This is a genomic window from Porticoccus sp., assembly GCF_041592135.1.
GTDB lineage: Bacteria > Pseudomonadota > Gammaproteobacteria > Pseudomonadales > Porticoccaceae > Porticoccus.
This window is the reverse complement of the sequence record NZ_JBFHQR010000032.1, coordinates 1-19395: the sequence shown is the minus strand read 5'-3', so window position 1 is coordinate 19395 and position 19395 is coordinate 1. Positions and strand designations below refer to the sequence as shown.

16 protein-coding genes are annotated in these 19395 nt (G+C 57.7%); 3 read left to right on the top strand and 13 right to left on the bottom strand.

Annotation, left to right across the window (positions count from 1 at the left end; genetic code table 11):
• A partial coding sequence (gene nhaB / locus ABY948_RS05040; protein WP_461481423.1) for a sodium/proton antiporter NhaB occupies nucleotides 1-1452 on the top strand: 1452 nt, incomplete at its 5' end.
• Here the strand turns inward: nhaB and dnaQ are convergent.
• The 3 genes from dnaQ to ABY948_RS05025 are packed head-to-tail and all read right to left on the bottom strand — an operon-like array spanning nucleotide 1442 to nucleotide 3489.
• On the bottom strand, nucleotides 1442-2179 hold the full coding sequence (dnaQ, locus tag ABY948_RS05035) for a DNA polymerase III subunit epsilon (RefSeq protein WP_461481422.1): 738 nt from the start codon (nucleotides 2177-2179) through the stop codon (nucleotides 1442-1444). The genes nhaB and dnaQ overlap by 11 nt on opposite strands.
• A gap of 33 nt (nucleotides 2180-2212) precedes the next feature.
• Nucleotides 2213-2665, bottom strand: a complete 453-nt coding sequence (gene rnhA, locus ABY948_RS05030; protein WP_461481421.1) for a ribonuclease HI — start codon at nucleotides 2663-2665, stop codon at nucleotides 2213-2215.
• Nucleotides 2662-3489 (bottom strand): class I SAM-dependent methyltransferase, encoded by an 828-nt coding sequence (locus ABY948_RS05025; RefSeq protein ID WP_461481420.1) that lies wholly within the window; start codon nucleotides 3487-3489, stop codon nucleotides 2662-2664. Before ABY948_RS05025 ends, rnhA begins: the two co-directional genes overlap by 4 nt.
• Nucleotides 3490-3568: 79 nt before the next feature.
• Here ABY948_RS05025 and gloB point away from each other — a divergent pair, with 79 nt between their 5' ends.
• Nucleotides 3569-4336: a hydroxyacylglutathione hydrolase gene (gene gloB, locus ABY948_RS05020; RefSeq protein WP_461481419.1), complete on the top strand. Its 768-nt coding sequence runs from the start codon at nucleotides 3569-3571 to the stop codon at nucleotides 4334-4336.
• A gap of 207 nt (nucleotides 4337-4543) precedes the next feature.
• Nucleotides 4544-6049, top strand: coding sequence for a LysM peptidoglycan-binding domain-containing protein (locus ABY948_RS05015; RefSeq protein WP_461481418.1), 1506 nt, complete (start codon nucleotides 4544-4546; stop codon nucleotides 6047-6049).
• Here the strand turns inward: ABY948_RS05015 and nqrM are convergent.
• The 10 genes from nqrM to purL form a co-directional block, all read right to left on the bottom strand.
• Nucleotides 6046-6300 carry a (Na+)-NQR maturation NqrM gene (gene nqrM / locus ABY948_RS05010; protein WP_461481417.1) on the bottom strand — a complete coding sequence of 85 codons (255 nt, stop codon included), beginning with the start codon at nucleotides 6298-6300 and terminating at the stop codon, nucleotides 6046-6048. The two genes, ABY948_RS05015 and nqrM, sit on opposite strands and share 4 nt — an antisense overlap.
• 2 nt (nucleotides 6301-6302) lie before the next feature.
• Complete coding sequence (locus ABY948_RS05005) at nucleotides 6303-7298, bottom strand: FAD:protein FMN transferase (RefSeq protein ID WP_461481416.1); 996 nt, start codon at nucleotides 7296-7298, stop codon at nucleotides 6303-6305.
• Nucleotides 7299-7351: 53 nt separating this feature from the next.
• Nucleotides 7352-8575, bottom strand: coding sequence for an NADH:ubiquinone reductase (Na(+)-transporting) subunit F (nqrF, locus tag ABY948_RS05000; RefSeq protein ID WP_461481415.1), 1224 nt, complete (start codon nucleotides 8573-8575; stop codon nucleotides 7352-7354).
• A gap of 21 nt (nucleotides 8576-8596) precedes the next feature.
• Nucleotides 8597-9214, bottom strand: a complete 618-nt coding sequence (gene nqrE / locus ABY948_RS04995; RefSeq protein ID WP_461481414.1) for an NADH:ubiquinone reductase (Na(+)-transporting) subunit E — start codon at nucleotides 9212-9214, stop codon at nucleotides 8597-8599.
• Entirely contained in the window at nucleotides 9214-9879 is a 666-nt protein-coding gene (locus tag ABY948_RS04990) for an NADH:ubiquinone reductase (Na(+)-transporting) subunit D (protein ID WP_461481413.1), read from the bottom strand. The genes nqrE and ABY948_RS04990 overlap by 1 nt, the downstream gene beginning before the upstream one ends.
• 2 nt (nucleotides 9880-9881) lie before the next feature.
• Nucleotides 9882-10652: a Na(+)-translocating NADH-quinone reductase subunit C gene (locus ABY948_RS04985; protein ID WP_461481412.1), complete on the bottom strand. Its 771-nt coding sequence runs from the start codon at nucleotides 10650-10652 to the stop codon at nucleotides 9882-9884.
• A complete protein-coding gene (locus ABY948_RS04980; protein WP_461481411.1) occupies nucleotides 10645-11847 on the bottom strand; it encodes an NADH:ubiquinone reductase (Na(+)-transporting) subunit B in 1203 nt (400 codons plus the stop codon). Before ABY948_RS04980 ends, ABY948_RS04985 begins: the two co-directional genes overlap by 8 nt.
• Before the next feature lie 2 nt (nucleotides 11848-11849).
• Nucleotides 11850-13196 (bottom strand): Na(+)-translocating NADH-quinone reductase subunit A, encoded by a 1347-nt coding sequence (locus ABY948_RS04975; RefSeq protein ID WP_461481410.1) that lies wholly within the window; start codon nucleotides 13194-13196, stop codon nucleotides 11850-11852.
• A 282-nt stretch (nucleotides 13197-13478) separates the two neighbouring features.
• Nucleotides 13479-14939, bottom strand: coding sequence for a glyceraldehyde-3-phosphate dehydrogenase (locus ABY948_RS04970; RefSeq protein WP_461481409.1), 1461 nt, complete (start codon nucleotides 14937-14939; stop codon nucleotides 13479-13481).
• A 319-nt stretch (nucleotides 14940-15258) separates the two neighbouring features.
• Nucleotides 15259-19125 carry a phosphoribosylformylglycinamidine synthase gene (gene purL / locus ABY948_RS04965; protein ID WP_461481408.1) on the bottom strand — a complete coding sequence of 1289 codons (3867 nt, stop codon included), beginning with the start codon at nucleotides 19123-19125 and terminating at the stop codon, nucleotides 15259-15261.
• Nucleotides 19126-19395 lie beyond the last annotated feature (270 nt).

Sequence of the window (19395 nt, the reverse complement as noted above, 5' to 3'; positions counted from 1 at the left end):
CCCGATTGGTACAAATACACGATTTTGGCCTTCCTTGTCATCAATCCGATTCTGGTGGTGACTGCGGGCACTTTTATCACCGGCTGGTTGCTGATTATCGAATTTATTTTCACCCTCGCCATGGCGCTGAAATGCTACCCGTTGCAACCGGGCGGACTGCTGGCGATTGAAGCGATCGTGCTGGGCATGGCCAAGCCAGAGACCGTTTACCACGAGGCGCTGGGCAACTTTGAAGTGATTCTGCTGTTGATGTTTATGGTGGCTGGCATTTACTTCATGCGCGATCTACTGCTGTTTACCTTTACCAAAATCCTTATCGGCGTGCGCTCCAAAGCCCTTTTGTCCCTGCTGTTCTGTATTGCCGGCGCCTTTCTGTCCGCCTTCCTGGATGCGCTAACCGTTACGGCCGTACTGATCAGTGTGGCGATAGGTTTTTACTCCGTCTACCACAAGGTCGCCTCCGGCAAGGAGGTTCACCACGATCACGACCACTCCAGTGACGCCTCCGTGATGGAATACCACCGGGACGACCTGGAAGGTTTTCGCTCCTTCCTGCGCAGCCTGATTATGCACGGGGTGGTCGGCACCGCCCTCGGTGGTGTCACCACAATGGTGGGTGAGCCGCAAAACCTGTTAATTGCCGAAAAAGCCGGCTGGAGCTTTATCCATTTCTTCCTGGTCATGGCACCGGTAACCCTGCCGGTACTAGTCTGCGGCCTGGTCACCTGCGTACTGCTGGAAAAAACCGGCTGGTTTGGCTACGGCGCAAAGATTCCTGAAAACGTCCGCACCATTCTGGTTGGCTTTAACGAACAGGAATCCAGCAAACTGACAAACAAGCATCGCGTCGCCCTGATCGTACAGGCGCTGGTGGCACTCTTTTTGATCCTCGGCCTCGCCTTCCATCTGGCCGCTGTGGGCCTGATTGGCTTGACCGTTATTGTGTTGCTCACCGCCTTCAACGGCATCACCGAGGAGCACCAGATCGGCCACGCCTTTGAAGAGGCCCTGCCCTTCACTGCCCTGCTGGTTGTATTCTTTTCCATTGTGGCGGTGATTCACGAACAACACCTGTTCTCACCCGTCATCCATGCAGTACTGGCAATGGATCAATCCATTCAGCCGGTGATGTTCTTTATTGCCAATGGCGTACTGTCGATGATCAGTGACAACGTGTTTGTCGCGACGGTGTATATCAATGAAGTGAAAGCGGTATTTGACGCCGGCCAGATCAACCGGGAGCAATTTGAAGTATTGGCCGTGGCCATCAACACCGGGACCAACCTCCCCAGTGTGGCCACGCCAAATGGACAAGCGGCCTTCCTGTTCCTGCTGACCTCCGCCCTGGCCCCGCTGATTCGGCTATCCTACGGACGGATGGTGATCATGGCTCTGCCCTACACCGTCATCCTGTCTTTGGTCGGCGTATTGGCGGTGGCCTTTATTCTGTAACAGGCGCTTCCGCTTCAACCTTTGAAGTCAACCACAAACACTGCCCGCCACTGGCCCGCTCTATGCGGGCCAGTTGCTGTTCGTGGTCAAGCAATTCCCCGGCGCTGGCCCGGATAACCCTCAACGGTTTGCGATCGGCCGCCAAGCGCCGGATGCTCTCGCCCCCGATCTCACCGGCGCGCTGGTTCTGGCCACCAAAACCGAGATCGACCTGCCCCCCGGTCATCATCAGATACACATCGGCGAGGATCTCAGCATCCAGCAATGCGCCGTGCAAATCCCGCTGTGAATTGTCTACGTCGTAGCGTTTGCAGAGCGCGTCCAGATTGTTTTTCTGGCCAGGGTGGCGCTGACGGGCCATGACCAGGGTATCGACCACCGCGCAATAATCCGCCGTTTTCGCGAAGCCCTCCAGCTTGCCAAATTCATGATCCATAAAGCCCACGTCGAAAAGGGCGTTGTGGATGACCAGCTCCGCCCCTTCGATAAAGGCCAGAAACTCCTCGGCGATGGCAGAGAACACCGGCTTGTCCGCCAGAAATTCGTTGCTGATGCCATGAACTTCCAGTGCCCCGGCATCCACTTCCCGCTGGGGGTTGATGTACTGATGATAGTGGCGACCGGTCAGGCGACGATTGACCAGCTCGACACAGCCAATTTCGATAATTCGGTGGTCCTGACTCACCTCCAGACCCGTCGTTTCCGTATCTAGAACAACCTGACGCATATGTCTCCCTGCTGATTTGAGAAATGTTAATTATTACGATGTTGCCCGTGAAGCCGGCAATTCATCAATGCCCCGATTGGCCAGTTCATCGGCGAGTTCGTTCTCGGGATGTCCGCTGTGCCCCTTCACCCAGTGCCACTCGACATCGTGCCGGGCAACCTGCTCCTCCAGCTTCTGCCACAGGTCCACATTCTTCACCGGCTTTTTCGCCGCGGTCTTCCAGCCCCGCTTCTTCCAGTTCGCCACCCAGCTGGTAATGCCCTGGCGCACGTACTCGGAATCGGTGGTCAGAATCACCTTGCAGGGCTGTGTCAACGCGGCCAGGGATTCGATGGCAGCGGTAAGCTCCATGCGATTATTGGTGGTCATGGCTTCACCACCATGGAGAGTCTTTTCCTTATCGCCGTAGCGCAGCAGCGCGCCCCAGCCCCCGGGGCCGGGGTTGCCACGGCAGGCGCCGTCCGTATAAATCACTACTTCTTTCAATCGTCCTTCTCCTGACAACGGTGATGGCGCAACGCCGTTTTGTCTACGCCGGGCACTAGCGGGGTACTGATGGAACGCCACAATCTGGGGCGCAGTGGAGTCAAGCGGGCGGTGTATTTTCTTGCCCGCACGATGTAGAAGCCACCCCACGGCAAGCGGATGCGCTGGCCGGCTTTTTCGATCATATTTGCAGAGCGCTCGCTATTGCCTGAAAGCAGCGGCCAGCTATAACAACCGGAGATGGCTTTTTCAGGCTGGAGATTAAGCAACCTCAGCCAGTCAAGCAAGCGGCGATAGCGCAGGCTGTGATGCCGCCATACCACCTGGCTGGACAACAATCTGGCCGGCCACTTGGTCACGCCAAACAGACTGGCGGGATTCAACACCACGATAACCGCCTGACCGCAGGGAGTCAGCACCCTCGACACCTCACTTAACACCTCATGGGGATACTCTGAAAATTCCAGCGCATGGTGCAGCAATACGGTATCCACCGTTTCAGACGGCAACGGCAACGCGGCAAAATCGGCAATCGCCCCGGCATTGCCGGGGGCGGCCGGCGTGGCACCGAAACAAAAACTGTGCAAATGGTTGTAATCACCATTGAGCAGGCGGCAGGAGCCGGCCCCCAGGTACAGCATGCGATGGGCACCCGGCGAGGGCATAAAATGTCCAAGCGCCTGCCGTTCGCGCTGCAGCAGACACTGGCCCTGGCGGGAATGGAACCAATCATCCAGCGCCGTCTGGGTCTCAGCCAGAGGCGCTACGGCACTTCTCAGGTCCAGATAATTCGCCGCCGCGTGCAACCACTCCTGCAATTTCATCAAATGATCCGCATTTAACCTCGTTGGCCCTGTTGTTTATTATGGTTAATATGCCCCCTTAACACTACCGGATCAAAGCATGTCCCTAATAATCGAACGCATTCCCGCCTTCACGGACAATTACTTCTGGCTGTTTCACCAGCCCGGTGAACGCGCTGCCCTCGTGGTAGACCCCGGCGATGCCGCCCCGGTGGAAGCCGCCCTCGCCCGCCACAACCTCGATCTCGCCGGCATGCTGGTCACCCACCACCACGCCGACCATATCGGCGGTATCGGGGCGCTGCTGCGCGGCAGAGATATTCCTGTGTACGGACCGGCAAGCATAGCCCAGGTCACCCAACCGGTTGCCGAAGGCGACAGCCTGAACCTGGCGGGCACCAGGTTCAACGTCATGGCAGTGCCGGGCCATACACTCAATCACATCGCTTTTTTTGCCCCGGTGGAGCCACTGATCTTTTGTGGCGACACACTGTTTGCCGGTGGTTGCGGGCGCCTTTTTGAGGGCACACCACAACAGATGTGGCAATCCCTGTCGCGCATTGCCGCCCTGCCCGCCGAGACCCGGGTTTACTGCGCCCACGAGTATACCGAATCGAACCTGCGTTTTGCCTGCGCGGTGGAACCTGACAACACCGCCTTGCAAAACCGGGCAAAAGCGGTACACCAGCTGAGACTGAGCGGGGAAGCCACGGTCCCCTCCACCCTGGCCGAAGAGCTTGCCACCAATCCATTCCTGAGGGCTGGCAATGACGCTGTCAGGCAGGCCGCCATGGAACACGCGGGGCAGAGCCTCGCTGACACGGCGGAGGTCTTCAGGGTCATCCGCCAGTGGAAGGACCAGTTCTGATGATTCGCGCAGTCTTTGCCTTGGCTCGGGACACCCACGCCAGGGCGCTACAGCGATTAACTCCAGCCCTGTCACAAATTTAAAATAACTCGCCGGCAAAGATTGCGGCGCCGTCGGGGCGCCGGTAAAATCCTTGGCCAATAAACTGGCCAATACAAATCACCTATGCCCAACTTTGTCCGAACGACAGTTGTTCTTTTCCTTTTGTTGCTAGCGGGCTGCGCCCAGCAACAGGTCGAACAAAGCCAAGCCGCCCATCAGCCCCCCGCCACGCAAAAACCCGTCCATTACCGAACCGCCGTCCAGACAAAGCAGAAAGCCGAACAACCCAAAACCCACCTGGTTTTCTTCCAGTCCAACAAGCAAAAATCCGCACCGCAACCCCCCCAGGACATCTGGCAACGCCTGCGCACCGGCATGGCATTGCAGGAGGACTACAACCATCCCGGCATCACCCGCCAGGTTGAGTGGTATGCAAGCAATCAGAGCTATATTGATCGGGTTATGGAGCGCGCTCAGCTGTACCTCTATTACATTGTGGAGCAACTGGAAAGCAGCGATATGCCGCTGGAACTGGCCCTGTTGCCCGTGGTGGAAAGTGCCTACGACCCATTCGCCTACTCCAACAGTCACGCCTCGGGACTGTGGCAGTTTATTCCGGACACCGGCTCCAGATTCGGACTGAGAAGGGACTGGTGGTATGACGGTCGCCGCGATCCTGTGGCCGCCACGGATGCCGCCATCAGTTACCTCAAGTATCTGCACGACTATTTCGAACAGGACTGGCTGCTGGCGCTGGCCGCTTACAATTGTGGTGAGGGCAATGTAAAACGCGCCATGGAGAAAAATCGTCAGCAGGGCAAGCCCACTGACTTCTGGTCCCTGCAGCTTCCCAGAGAAACCCGTGCCTATGTACCACAGTTGCTGGCCATCTCACGGGTAGTTGCCGACCCCTCCGCCCACAATATTGTCCTGCCGGAAATCAGTAACAGCCCCTACTTCGACATCGTCGAGGTGCCAGACCAACTGGATCTTTCGAAAGCGGCCGAGCTGGCCAGCGTGGATAGCAATGAACTGCAGCTGCTCAACGCCGGCTACAGCCGCTCGGTGACCCACCCGGATGGCCCGCACCGTCTGCTGCTACCGATTGATCACGCCAAGGATTTCAAACTCGCACTCAGCAAAACCCCCAAGGCTCAGTGGGCGCCGATCAAGCAGCACATTGTCAAGGCGGGTGACACCCTGTCGGGTATCGCCAAAAAGCATCAGGTGAGTGTCAGCCAACTACGCAAGCAGAATCAGCTTGGCAGCGATCTGTTGCGCATCGGGCAACAGCTTAAAATCCCCGGATCGGGTGTAAACAGCCCTCTCGCCGCGGCTTCGCGCAGCTATCAGGTCAAACCCGGCGACAGCCTGTGGAGAATTGCCAAAACGGAGAAAATCAGTGTCAAGGAGCTGGCCAAGTGGAATAACCTGAGCGTCAAGGAACCGCTAAAACTTGGCCAGGTGCTGAACCTGCAAAAAGGTGGAGTCAATGCTCCCAGCCAGAAGAAAGTACAATACAAAGTGCGCCGTGGGGATTCCCTTTACCGCATCGCCAACAAATTTGATCTGACCGTCAACGACATACTCGAGTGGAACAACCTCAAGTCAAAACAGCTGTTGAAACCGGGCCAGCAACTGACCCTGTTCGTTGATGTCCTGAGAATCTAACGATTTACCTTGGACGCATCGTAGCTAAGGCTCGTTGCACCCCGCTCTGCCCCGGCCTCCCCCGGCTGATTGATTTCCTCGCATTTGTTCGGGTCATCACCGCATAGCGGGCAGCTGTAATCCTTCTCGCCCAGGGCGTTACCCACGCCACCACAGGAACCTTTCAGGGGTTTGCGCCCCATGATCACGCCAATCGCCATGCCGACGACAATCAATAGCAACAACACAAATGCGAGTAAAATTTCGAGCACCATCATTCTCCAGGGAGGTAGTGAGCAAAGGCAGGTGAGGCATAGGCCTTGAAGCCATCACCTTCTTTGACCAGCAAATAGATCGCGAGATCATTTTTTTCAGCTAGTTGCAGCGCCGCCTCATGCCCCATTACCATCAAGCCGGTAGCGAGGGCATCGGCAAACGCCGTCTTGCCGGCAATGACAGTGACCGAAGCAAGGCGATGGGACACCGGGTAACCGGTGCGCGGATCGATGGTGTGGGAATAGCGACTGCCGTCTTTCTCAAAATAGTTGCGATAGTCACCCGATGTCGCCACACCGGCGTTTCCGGGGGTCAAGGCCTGCTGCACCTCACGGCGCTCGAGCGAAGGACTCTCCACCGCAATCCGCCACGGCTGCTGGTTGGCTTTAACCCCCATGACGCGAAGTTCGCCGCCGACCTCGACGAGGTAATTGCTAAAACCCAGCGACTCCAGGTGCGCCGCGACAGCGTCAACCGCAAAACCCTTCGCCACCGCGGAAAGATCGAGCTGAATGTCGGCATTTCTTCGGGCGCTGCGTGCTCCCGCGTCGAGCTCAAGTTTATTCAGCCCCACCTGAGCCAGCATACTGTTGATTTGATTTTTTGCTGGCACCCTATCCAGCGAGGGGTCGGGCCCAAAGCCCCACAGGTTCACCAGTGATCCCACGGTGGGGTCAAAAGCGCCCCCGGTCAGCCGGTAGACTTCCTGGGAGAGCTGTAATACCTGCAGCATCTCCGCCGAGATGGGCACAGTCTGCTTTACACCGGCACGGTTGAGGTGCATTAACTCCGAGTCAGGCCGATATGTGGTAAAGATATTCTCCATGCTGTCGAGGGTCTGCTGGATTTGCGCGGCCATATCCTCCGGCACCGCCACCCTGTTGGGAACAACCTTGACCTGGTAGCTCGTGCCCATGGAGAGCCCGTTGAATACCAGCTGATCGGGGGACTCGGTACAGGCTGACAGCAGAAAACTCAGCAGCAGAGCAAACAAAAACGAGGCCACCGGCCCCGTTTTTGTTATTTTTATTCGCGAAAGATGAGTCATTAACCACCAAAGTCATCAAGGAAGATATTGTCCCTTTCGACGCCGAGATCTACCAGCATCTTGATCACCGCGGCATTCATCATCGGCGGACCACACATGTAGTATTCGCAGTCTTCCGGGGCGGGGTGGTCTTTCAGGTAGTTATCAAACAACACCTGGTGGATAAACCCTTTCAGCCCGGTCCAGTTGTCTTCCGGCTGCGGATCTGACAGCGCCAGATGCCAACGGAAATTGTCATTTTCAGCCTGCAACTCATCGTACTCTTCGGTGTAGAAACACTCCCGCAGGGAGCGCGCACCGTACCAGAAGGAAATTTTCCGGTCGGTCTTGAGACGACGCAGCTGGTCGAAAATGTGGGAGCGCATCGGCGCCATGCCCGCACCGCCACCGATAAAGACCATTTCGTTGTCGGTATCCTTGGCAAAGAACTCACCGAAGGGACCGTATACAGTCACCTTGTCACCGGGTTTCAGAGCGAATACCCAGGAAGACATAATGCCCGGCGGGATACCCTGCGCACCGGGAGGCGGAGTGGCACAGCGGATATTGAACTTCACCACGCCCCTTTCTTCCGGATAGTTGGCCATGGAATAGGCGCGGATCGTTGTCTCAGTCACTTTGGACTCAAGATTGAAGAAGCCAAAACGCTCCCAGTCGCCGCGGTACTCCTCTTCAATATCGAAGTCGCTGTATTTGACATGGTGCGGAGGACATTCCAGCTGCACGTAACCACCGGCACGGAAGTTAACATTTTCACCTTCAGGCAGGCGCAGGGTCAGTTCCTTGATGAAAGTGGCCACGTTCGGGTTGCTATCCACAGTGCATTCCCACTGCTTGACACCAAACACCTCTTCGGGCACTTCAACTTTCATATCCTGCTTGACCGGAGTCTGGCAGGACAGGCGCCAGCCCTCGTTCGCTTCGCGACGAGTGAAGTGCGCCTCTTCCGTAGGCAGCATCGCACCGCCACCCTCGAGGACTACGCACTTACACTGGGCGCAGCTGCCGCCGCCACCACAGGCAGAGGGCAGGAACAGACCAGCTGCAGACAGGGTCTGCAACAGTTTGTCTCCCGCGGACACGGTTATTTTTTTCTCACCGTTGATATCGATGGTGACATCGCCGGAGCTCACCAGGCGAGCGCGGGCAGCCAAAATAAAGGCCACCAGAGCCAACACGATCACGGTGAACATAACAACGCCGAGTATGATTTCCAGATTCATTATCTATCCTCTCCTCGCCGATTACAGGTCGATACCGCCGAAGGACATAAAGCCCAACGACATCAGACCAACTGTGATAAAGGTGATACCGAGACCCTGCAGGCCGGCTGGCACGTCACTGTATTTGAGCTTTTCGCGAATACCGGCCAGGGCAATGATCGCCAGTGCCCAGCCGACACCGGAGCCCAGTCCAAACACGGCACTCTCTGCAAAATCGTAATCCCGCTCCACCATAAACAGTGATGCACCCATAATGGCGCAGTTCACCGTAATCAGGGGCAGGAACACACCCAGCGCGTTGTAGAGCGCTGGTACAAACTTGTCCAGGAACATCTCCATGATCTGCACAATCGCCGCAATCACACCGATGTAGCTAAGCAAGCCCAGGAAGCTCAGGTCAACGTTCTCCATGCCCGAAATACCGGTCCAGGTCAGCGCACCTTCAGACAACAGGTAGGTATAGATCAAGTTATTGGCCGGCACGGTAATGGTCAGCACCACCACAACGGCGATACCCAAACCGATGGCCGCCTGGATCTTCTTGGAAATCGCCAGGAAGGTACACATCCCCAAAAAGAACGCCAATGCCATGTTTTCAATGAAAACAGAGCGAACAAATAAACTAATCAGATGTTCCATCAGGCTGTCTCCGCTTCAGAGCTGTTCGGCACAATCTTGTATTCGCCTGTCTCCACCTGGGATTTTTTCCAGGTCCGCAGCGCCCAGATAATCAGCCCAATCAGGAAGAAGGCACTGGGGGGCAGCAACAGCAGGCCATTTGGCACATACCAGCCACCGTTGCTGACAGTCGACAGAATTTCGAAGCCGAACAGTTTGCCGGAGCCGAACAGCTCGCGGATAACCGCCAGTGTCATCAGCATGGCACTGTAGCCCAGGCCGTTACCGATGCCATCGAGGAAGCTGGCAACCGGCGGGTTCTTCATAGCGTAGGCTTCAGCGCGGCCCATCACGATACAGTTGGTGATGATCAGGCCCACGAAGACGGACAGCTGCTTACTGATGTCGTATGCCACCGCCTTGAGAATCTGGTCCACCACGATTACCAGGGAAGCAATAATGGTCATCTGTACAATGATACGGATGCTCGAGGGAATGTGATGGCGAATCATCGACACAAACATACTCGAAAAGGCCGTCACCAATGTCAGTGCAATCGCCATCACCATGGAGACCTTCAGGCTGGAGGTCACCGCCAGCGCCGAACAGATACCCAGGATTTGCAACGCAATCGGGTTATTGTCAAAAACCGGCTTGAATAAAATGTCTTTCGTCTTCGTCGCCATGATCAGGCCTCCCCTGCACGCAAGTTAGCCAAGAATGGGGCGAAACCATTTTCGCCCATCCAGAACTTAATCCGATTATCGACTCCGCGACTGGTCAGGGTAGCGCCGGACAGGCCATCCACCTGATGAATTGCCTCGGGACGACTGCTGTCCACGCTGCCTTTGATCACCGTCAGGGCCGCATGGTTGTTTTCATCATAGGTTTTCTTGCCCACCCACTTGGCCTTCCACAGCGGGTTATCCACCTCGCCGCCCAGTCCGGGAGTCTCTGCGTGTTCGTAGAAGCCGAGCCCCGCCACGGTGTTCAGGTCAGATTCGAGTGCCACGAAACCGTAGAGAGTCGACCACAGACCGTACCCCTTGATCGGCAGGATAACCTTGTCGATGCCTGAATCGCCCTTGATGATATACACCAGCGCATAATTGGCACGGCGACCAATCTTGGCAATGTCTGCATCACCCAGGGCTTCAGAGATGGCTGGATCTTTGGCCGCCTTGCGCTGATCGTAGCTGGACACCTTCACCGCATCGGTAAATTTACCGGTGGTCAGGTCAACCGCCCGAGTCGTGACGCTCTCAAACTGCGCTTCAATGCTGACGCCCGATTTCAGAAGGCCCGCAGCTGCCAGAATATTGGTCTTCCGATCCAGGTCCTTGTTAACCTGCTGGGCCGGACGCAGCATCACCGCGGCACCGGATACAAACACTGAGCACACGATACAGAGCGCCAGCGCAACGATAATAGTCTTGGAAGTAGAGTCGTTACTAGCCACGTGCCGCCCTCCGTTTGATATTGGCTTCAATCACAAAGTGGTCGATCAGTGGTGCGAACAGGTTGGCAAACAGAATCGCCAGCATCATGCCCTCCGGGAATGCGGGATTAACCACCCGAATCAGTACCACCATGACGCCGATCAGCGCGCCGAACCACAGTTTGCCCGTTTCAGTCATGGACGCCGAAACGGGATCGGTCGCCATAAACACCATGCCAAAGGCGAAACCGCCCATCACCAGATGCCAGTACCAGGGCACGTTGAACATCGGGTTGGTATCCGAACCGATCAGGTTGAACAGCGTCGACAGTGCGATCATGCCGATCATCACCCCAGCGACAATCCGCCAGGAAGCAATGCGGTTCAACAGCAACAGCGCACCGCCGATAAAGATCGCCAGGGTGGACGTTTCACCGATTGAGCCCTGCATGTTGCCGAGGAAGGCGTCCATCCAGGTCATCTGCTGTTGCAGCGTATCCAGCCCCTGGTTGGCAGCGATGGACAACGCCGTGGCCCCGGTGAAGCCATCCACCGCCGTCCACACCGCATCGCCGGACATATCGGCCGGGTAGGCAAAGAACATGAAAGCGCGACCACAGAGCGCCGGGTTGAGGAAATTCTTGCCGGTGCCGCCGAACACTTCCTTGCCGATTACCACACCAAAACTGATGCCCAGGGCAGCCTGCCAGAGGGGAACATCCGGAGGACAAATCAGGGCAAACAGGATGGACGTCACGAAGAAGCCCTCGTTCACCTCATGGCCACGGACCATGGCGAACAACACTTCCCAGAAACCACCGACGATAAAGGTCACCATGTAGATCGGCACGAAATAGACCGCGCCGTACCACATGCAATCCCAGATACTGCTGGGGTCATGGCCCGCCAGCAGGGAGATCAGGGCACCGTGCCAACCGGCCACTTCGGTGCTGCCCATGGCAGCCAGTGCGGTGTTGGCCTGGAAACCCAAGTTGTACATACCGAAGAACATGGCCGGAAATGCCGCCAGCCAGACAGTGATCATCACCCGCTTCAAATCCACACCATCGCGGATATGTGAACCATTTTTGGTGACGGATGCCGGCGAGTAGAAAATGGTATCCGCGGCTTCGTACAGGGCGAACCATTTATGCCACTTACCGCCCTCTTCAAAGTGCGGCTCGATCTTGTCGAGATAGTTGCGCAATGCTTTCACGATCAGCCCTCCTTCTCAATACGGGTCAAATTATTGCGAAGAATCGGACCGTATTCGTATTTGCCCACACAAACATAGGTACAGAGCGCCAGATCTTCTTCGTCCAGCTCCAGACAACCCAGTTTTTGTGCCGTTTCGGTATCACCCACAATCAACGAACGCAGCAGCTGGGTGGGCAGGATATCCAGGGGCATGACCTTTTCGTAATTCCCCAGGGGTACCATGGCCCGTTCGCTGCCGTTGGTGTTGGTGGTGAAGTCAAATGACTGTCCCTTGTTCAGGGCCGACAGGTAAATCGGCATCGCTGAGTGGCGATTGCTGCCGAGGGAAAGGTAGCGGAAAAATTCACGGGTGCGACCTTCCAGCAGCACAGACACCTGGTTGTGATAACGGCCGAGGTAGGCGAAATCGCCGCGGGCGTTGCGACCGGAAAGCACAGAACCCGATACCAGCCGGTTATCACCGGGTTTCAGTTGCCCGGCAGTCAGGTCGGCCAGGCTGGCGCCGAGGCGAGTGCGCAGCAGGTGGGGCTTTTCTACCTGGGGACCAGCCAGGGAGATCACCCGGCGGGTATCCAGTTGGCCAGTGGTGAACAGTGCACCAACCGCCATCACATCCTGATAGCCGATGGTCCAGACCATCTTGTGATCGCTCACCGGATCAATAAAGTGAATATGGGTGCCGGCGAGTCCGGCGGGATGCGGGCCGGCAAAACTGCTGGCCTGCACACCGGCCACATCAGCGCCCGCCACCTGACTGCCATCGGCACTACAAAGGTGGACCGCGCCATCGGTCAGGCGCTTCAGCACCTTGAGGCCATTGACAAAGTCGTCACTGCGCTCGGCGATGACCAGCGCGGGATCAGCCGCCAGGGGATTGGTATCCATGGCCGTGACAAAAATGGAATTGGGGGCATCAGCCGAGGGTGAGGGAACCTTCGAATAGGGCCGGGTTCTCAATGCCGTCCACAAACCGGAATTCACCAGGTTGGCGACGACGGCTGGGCGATCCAGCTGCGCCAGTTCAGCGACGCTGTACTGGGCAAAGGTCTCCTGTTCATCGCCATCAATATCAATCACCACGGAGTGCAGCACGCGGCGTTCGCCCCGATTGATGGCAGAGACAACACCGGCAGCGGGTGCGGTAAAACGCACGCCCTCGGTTTTCTTGTCAGAGAAAAGTAACTGGCCCAACTTTACCCTGTCACCTTCCTTGACTGCCATGGTGGGTTTCATCCCCACGTAGTCAAAGCCGATAACAGCGACAGAGTTCACCTTGGGCCCATCGTGAATGACTTGCTCGGGAGAGCCCGAAATAGGTAAGTCCAATCCGCGACGGATCTTGATCATAGGTTGTGCCTACTGATGCGGTTTTTTAATTTATTGCTCTTCATAGAGCCCCCAAGTTCATCGCTTGGCAGCGACAAAGACCAACCGCTTTAGCGGTGTCTTTCAACAGTAAATAAGCCCCGACAGGGCCAATAATACTGGCAATCAAATCCGCGCGATTATAAAGGTCGACGCCTTTCATTACCAGTGCGAAGCATGTGGTTATTCGCCCCGGGGCCGCCTGTTTCCAGCCGGTTTCGACCCTTCGAAAAAAAGCCGCGAATAGCGCGGCTTCGATTTCAATCAGGATTTCGGGTACATCGCCCAGGACAGGCCCGCCAGCTTTTCAAGGCAGCGCACCACCTGACAGCTGTAGCCAAACTCGTTGTCATACCAGCAATACAGCACCACGCTGTCGCCACTGACAATGGTCGCCTCTGAATCGAAAATACAGGCGTGGCGGGAACCCACAAAATCCGTGGATACCGCCTCAGTGGAAATGGTGTAGTCAATCTGCTGCTGCAAGGGTGAATAGAGCGCAATATTGCGCATGTATTCGTTCAATTCTTCCTTGCTGGTTTCACGGCCCAATTGCAGGTTCAGAATGGCCATGGACACATTGGGTGTCGGCACCCTGATGGCATTACCGGTGAGCTTGCCCGCCAATGCCGGCAACGCCTTGGCAACCGCCTTAGCGGCACCGGTTTCAGTAATCACCATATTCAGCGGCGCACTGCGGCCCCGGCGCGAACCCTTGTGATAGTTGTCGATCAGGTTCTGGTCGTTGGTGTAGGAGTGCACCGTCTCCACGTGACCACGTTCAATGCCGTAGTCATCCATCAGCGCCTTCAGTACCGGCACAATGGCATTGGTGGTACAGGAGGCGGCCGAAATAATTTTGGAGTCAGCGGTGATTTCGCCCTGGTTAATGCCATAGACGATATTCGGAATGCTGCCCTTGCCGGGCGCGGTCAGGATCACCTTGCTGGCACCGGGGCATTCCAGGTGCTGCCCCAATCCGTCCTCGTCACGCCACACACCGGTGTTGTCCACCACGATGGCATTCTGGATACCATATTGGGTGTAATCCACTTCAGCGGGCGAGTTGGCGTAAATCACCTGAATCGGGTTGCCGTTACAGACCAGGATATTTTTGTCTTCCAGCACACGGATGGTGCCGTCGAAGGCGCCGTGCACCGAGTCCCGGCGCAGCAGGCTGGCACGCTTCGCCAGATCATCTTCGCTCTTGCCTTTGCGAACCACAATGGCGCGCAGGCGCAGCAGGTCGCCGCTGCCGGTTTTTTCGAGCAACAGGCGGGCCACCAGACGGCCGATGCGACCAAAACCGTACAGCACGACATCCTGGGGCTGGGGCAGTGGCTTGCGCTCACAGCCGATATCGTCACCCACCTCGCGCTGCAGGAATGCCGTCAGGTTTTCACCGTTGCCAGATGCCTGGTACTTCACCGTCAGCTTGCCCACATCGATGTGGGCCGGCCCCAGGTTCATCTCGGCCAGCGCCTTGATCAGCGGGAAGGTTTCAAACTCGGACAGTTCATTGTGCTCGATCTGACGGACAAAACGATGGGCCTTCATCAGCTCGATCACCGAGCGGTTCACCATGTTTCTGCCGTACATGTAGAGAGACACGTTGTTCTCCCGATACAGTTTGCCGATCAGCGGAATCATGGCCTCGGCCAGGGCTTCACGCTCTTTCCAGTCAGCAAAAAAGTCGGCGGGAACGGGGCGATTTTGTTCTGTCACGTAGTAAACCTCTCGCTAGATTCAGGAAGCATTGCGGAGCGCGGTCCGTCGAGGGGCGCTATTATCGGTATTCAGGGTTTTAAGGGCAACAAAGACTGGTGAATAACCGGTACAACAGTTTGACAATGATTGATCTGGATCAGTGTCCGTGCACAGAAAAACCGTTCCACAACCCCGGGAGAACGCCTCCCTCCTGCCAATGACGAAGCCCCTTGCCCACTTCTCCGTCCATTACAGCTGGCGGGGAGATCAACATGCGCCAGCCTGCAACGGCAACAAGTCGGCCCGGCCGGGAGGCCGGGAAGTGAACCCGTCCGGCCTAGCCGACAAACCGCCTTGCGTTCCTGAACAAACGCATCCAGGCGCCGTCCTCCTGCCAGTCATCGGGGAGCCAGGAATTGGTGACCGCGCGGAATACCCGCTCCGGGTGCGGCATCATAATGGTGGCGCGGCCGTCACCGCTGGTCACACCGGTAATGCCATAGATGGAGCCGTTGGGGTTGGCCGGGTAGGTCTCGGCAATTTCCAGGTAGTTGTCCAGGTAGCGCAAGGCCACGGCACCGGAGTCATCGAAGGCATCGACATCTATCCCGGAGGCGAATTCCACCCTGCCCTCCCCATGCGCCACCGGGATGGGCATGTAGGAGCCGACCATGTCCCTGAACAGGATGGAGGGCGATGGCTGCACTTTCACCAGCGAGAAGCGGGCTTCAAATTGCTCGGAGAGGTTGCGCACAAAGCGCGGCCAGTGCTCCGCACCGGGAATCAGCATCTTCAGGTTTGACAGCATCTGGCAGCCGTTGCAGACGCCCAAGGTAAAGGTGTCCGGGCGATGGAAAAACTGCTGGAACTGATCCCGCAGCGCCCCATTGAACAACACGGTTTTAGCCCAACCGCCACCGGCACCGAGCACATCCCCGTAGGAGAAGCCGCCGCAGGCCACCAGCCCTTTAAATTCCTCCAGCTGGCGGCGGCCGCTGAGCAGGTCGCTCATGTGCACGTCCACAGCATTGAATCCCGCCCGATCGAAGGCCGCGGCCATTTCCACATGGCCGTTCACGCCCTGCTCGCGCAGCACCGCCAGCGCCGGTCGCACACCGGTATTGATGAAAGGGGCGGCAACGTCTTCGTTCTGGTCGTAAGTCAGGTTGACACTGAGTCCCGGGTTGTCGAAAAACAGCGCATCAAACTCTTCCCGCGCGCAGTCCTCGTTGTCCCGCAGGGACTGAATCTGGTAACTGGTCTCGCTCCAGCGGCGCAACAACTCGGTGCGACTGGAACTGAACAGGCAGGCGCCGTCCTGCATGATGTCGATGCCATCATCGCGATCCAGGGTGGCCACCGTGGAGGCCGCAATACCCACCTTGGCAAAGCGCGCCTTCACCCCCTCAACCCGGTGCGTGGTCACCTGCACAACCGCGCCGAGTTCCTCGCTGAACAGCAATGACAGCGCATCGCCGGGCTGTTCGTCCAGGCAAATGCTCAAGCCCACATTGCCGGCAAAAGCCATTTCCACCAGGGTGGCAAACAGGCCGCCATCGGAGCGATCGTGATAGGCCAACAACTCACCGGCCTGATTCGCCACCTGAACTGTTTCAAAAAATGCCTTCAGTTTCGCCGCGCTCACCACATCCGCCGGGGTATCGCCCAGCTGGTTGTAGACCTGCGCCAGGATGGAGCCGCCGAGGCGATTGCGGTTGTCGCCGAGGTCGATATACAACAGCGCGGTTTCGCCCTGATCGGTGCGCAGTTCCGGGGTCAGGGTCCGACGCACATCCACGACCGGCGCGAAGGCGGAAATAACCAGCGACAGCGGCGCCGTCACCGCCTTGCTCTCGTCACCGTCCTGCCAGGTGGTGCGCATGGACATGGAGTCCTTGCCCACCGGAATGGTGAGACCGAGGGCCGGGCACAGCTCCATGCCCACCGCCTCCACGGTGCGGAACAATTTTTCATCTTCCCCCGGGTGGCCGGCGGCGCACATCCAGTTGGCGGACAACTTGATGTCCGCCAGGCTGGCAATGGCGGTGGCGGCAATATTGGTGATGGCTTCACCAATGGCCATGCGACCGGAGGCCGGGGCATCCAGCAGCGCCAGCGGGGTGCGTTCACCCATGGCCATGGCCTCACCGGCATAGCTGTCGTAACTGACGGTGGTGACCGCACAATCCGCCACTGGCACCTGGCAGGGGCCGACCATCTGGTCGCGCACCACCATGCCGGTGACACTGCGATCGCCGATGGTGATCAGGAAACTTTTACTGGCCACCGCCGGGTGGGTCAGCACCCGATCAACCGCCTCAGCGAGGCTGATTTGCGACCAGTCAAATGGCCGGGACTCAGGTTGATGGGTTGCCGCCTCCCGATGCATCTTCGGCGGCTTGCCGAACAGCACGGACATCGGCAGGTCCACCGGCCTGGCGTCAAAATGGCGGTCGTTCAGCAGCAGGTGTTTGTCATCGGTGGCTTCACCCACCACCGCATAGGGACAGCGCTCGCGCTGGCAGATGGTTTCAAAACGGGCCAGGTCGGCGGGCTTGACCGCCATCACATAGCGCTCCTGGGCCTCGTTGCACCAGATGGCCAGGGGCGACATCCCGGGTTCGTCATTGGGCACCTTGCGCAGCTCAAAATGGCCGCCACAGCCGCCGTCCTTGACCAGTTCGGGGAAGGCATTGGAAAGTCCACCGGCACCCACATCGTGAATAAAGGCGATCGGGTTGGCAGCGCCGAGCTGCCAACACTGGTCAATGACCTCCTGGCAGCGGCGCTCGATCTCCGGGTTCTGGCGTTGCACCGAGGCAAAATCCAGCTCCTCGGCGCTGCTGCCGGACGCCATGGAGGACGCCGCACCGCCGCCGAGACCGATCAGCATCGCCGGACCGCCCAGCACGATCAGCTTGCAGCCGGCTGCAAACGGGCGCTTTTCAATGTGTTCTTCGCGGATATTGCCGTAGCCGCCGGCCAGCATCACGGGTTTGTGGTAGCCGCGGCGCTCGCCGCCGAAATCCTCTTCAAAACTGCGGAAATAGCCGCACAGGTTGGGGCGGCCGAATTCATTGTTGAAGGCCGCGCCGCCGACGGGTCCGTCGATCATGATATCCAGCGCACTGACAATGCGCTCGGGCTTGCCGTAGTCCCGCTCCCAGGGGCGCACAAACCCCGGAATATTGAGATTGGAAACGGTAAACCCCGTCAGCCCCACTTTCGGCTTGGAACCGCGTCCCACCGCGCCCTCGTCGCGAATTTCCCCGCCGGCACCGGTGCCGGCACCGGGAAAGGGTGCAATGGCGGTGGGATGGTTGTGGGTTTCCACTTTCATCAGCAGGTGAATCGGCTCCTGGCTATAGCCATAGATTTTGCTGTCGGGGTCGGGGAAAAAACGCCCGCCCTCGCTGCCGACCACTACCGAGGCGTTGTCAGAGTAGGCAGACAGCACGTTTTCGCCGCCCTGTTCACAGGTATTCTTGATCATGGCAAACAGGGACTTGTCCTGCACCTGACCATCTATGCTCCAGGACGCATTGAAGATTTTGTGGCGACAATGCTCGGAGTTGGCCTGGGCGAACATCATCAGTTCCACATCAGAGGGATCGCGCCCCAACTCGGTAAAACTCTGCAACAGGTAGTCAATTTCATCTTCAGCCAACGCCAGACCCAGGGTCCGGTTGGCAGCCACCAGTGCCTCGCGCCCCTCCGCCAATACCGCGATGGTGGCCATAGGCGCCGGCTGCTGATGCTGGAACAGGGCTGCGGCGCTTTCGACATCGGTCAGCACTGTCTCCACCATGCGGTCATGCAACACCGCTCGCAGCGTCGGCTGATTAGCCTCGGAGAGCTGTCCCTGCAGGTAATAGGCGATGCCCCGCTCCAGCCTGTTGATCACAGCCAGACCGGCGTTATGGGCAATATCGGTGGCCTTGCTGGACCAGGGAGAAATGGTGCCGGGCCGCGGCGTCACCAACAGCAGCTGCCCCCGGGGCATCTCGCGAACCATCCGCGGGCCGTATTGCAGCAACGCTTCCAGGGTGCCGATCTCATCAGCTGACAGCGGCTGCCGCAGATCGGCAAAATGCAGGTATTCCGCGTAGAGCTTCTCAACGCCCGGATCAATCGCACGCAGCGCGCTCAATAATTGCTGTTTTCTGAAGTCGGACAGGGCTGGTGCGCCACGAAAAATCTGCATGGTGACATAACTCACTTCGGGTGATTCTGAAGGGCCGCTATTGTACTGGAATTGCGCCACAACCGTCATGATAAGTGTGCACTGACCGCCGCCAGCCGCTCAAAAAAGGTTGAACCGGCTGACATCTGAATCTAATCTAAAGTCCCCTGTGATACCAATGACAATAACGGTGGGGCAACATGGCCAAAACTTGGCATGGGGTGACCAACGGAGACACCCTGTCTCCTCTCGACGGCACGTTTCAAATTGGGCGGGTGAATGCTGGGCTTT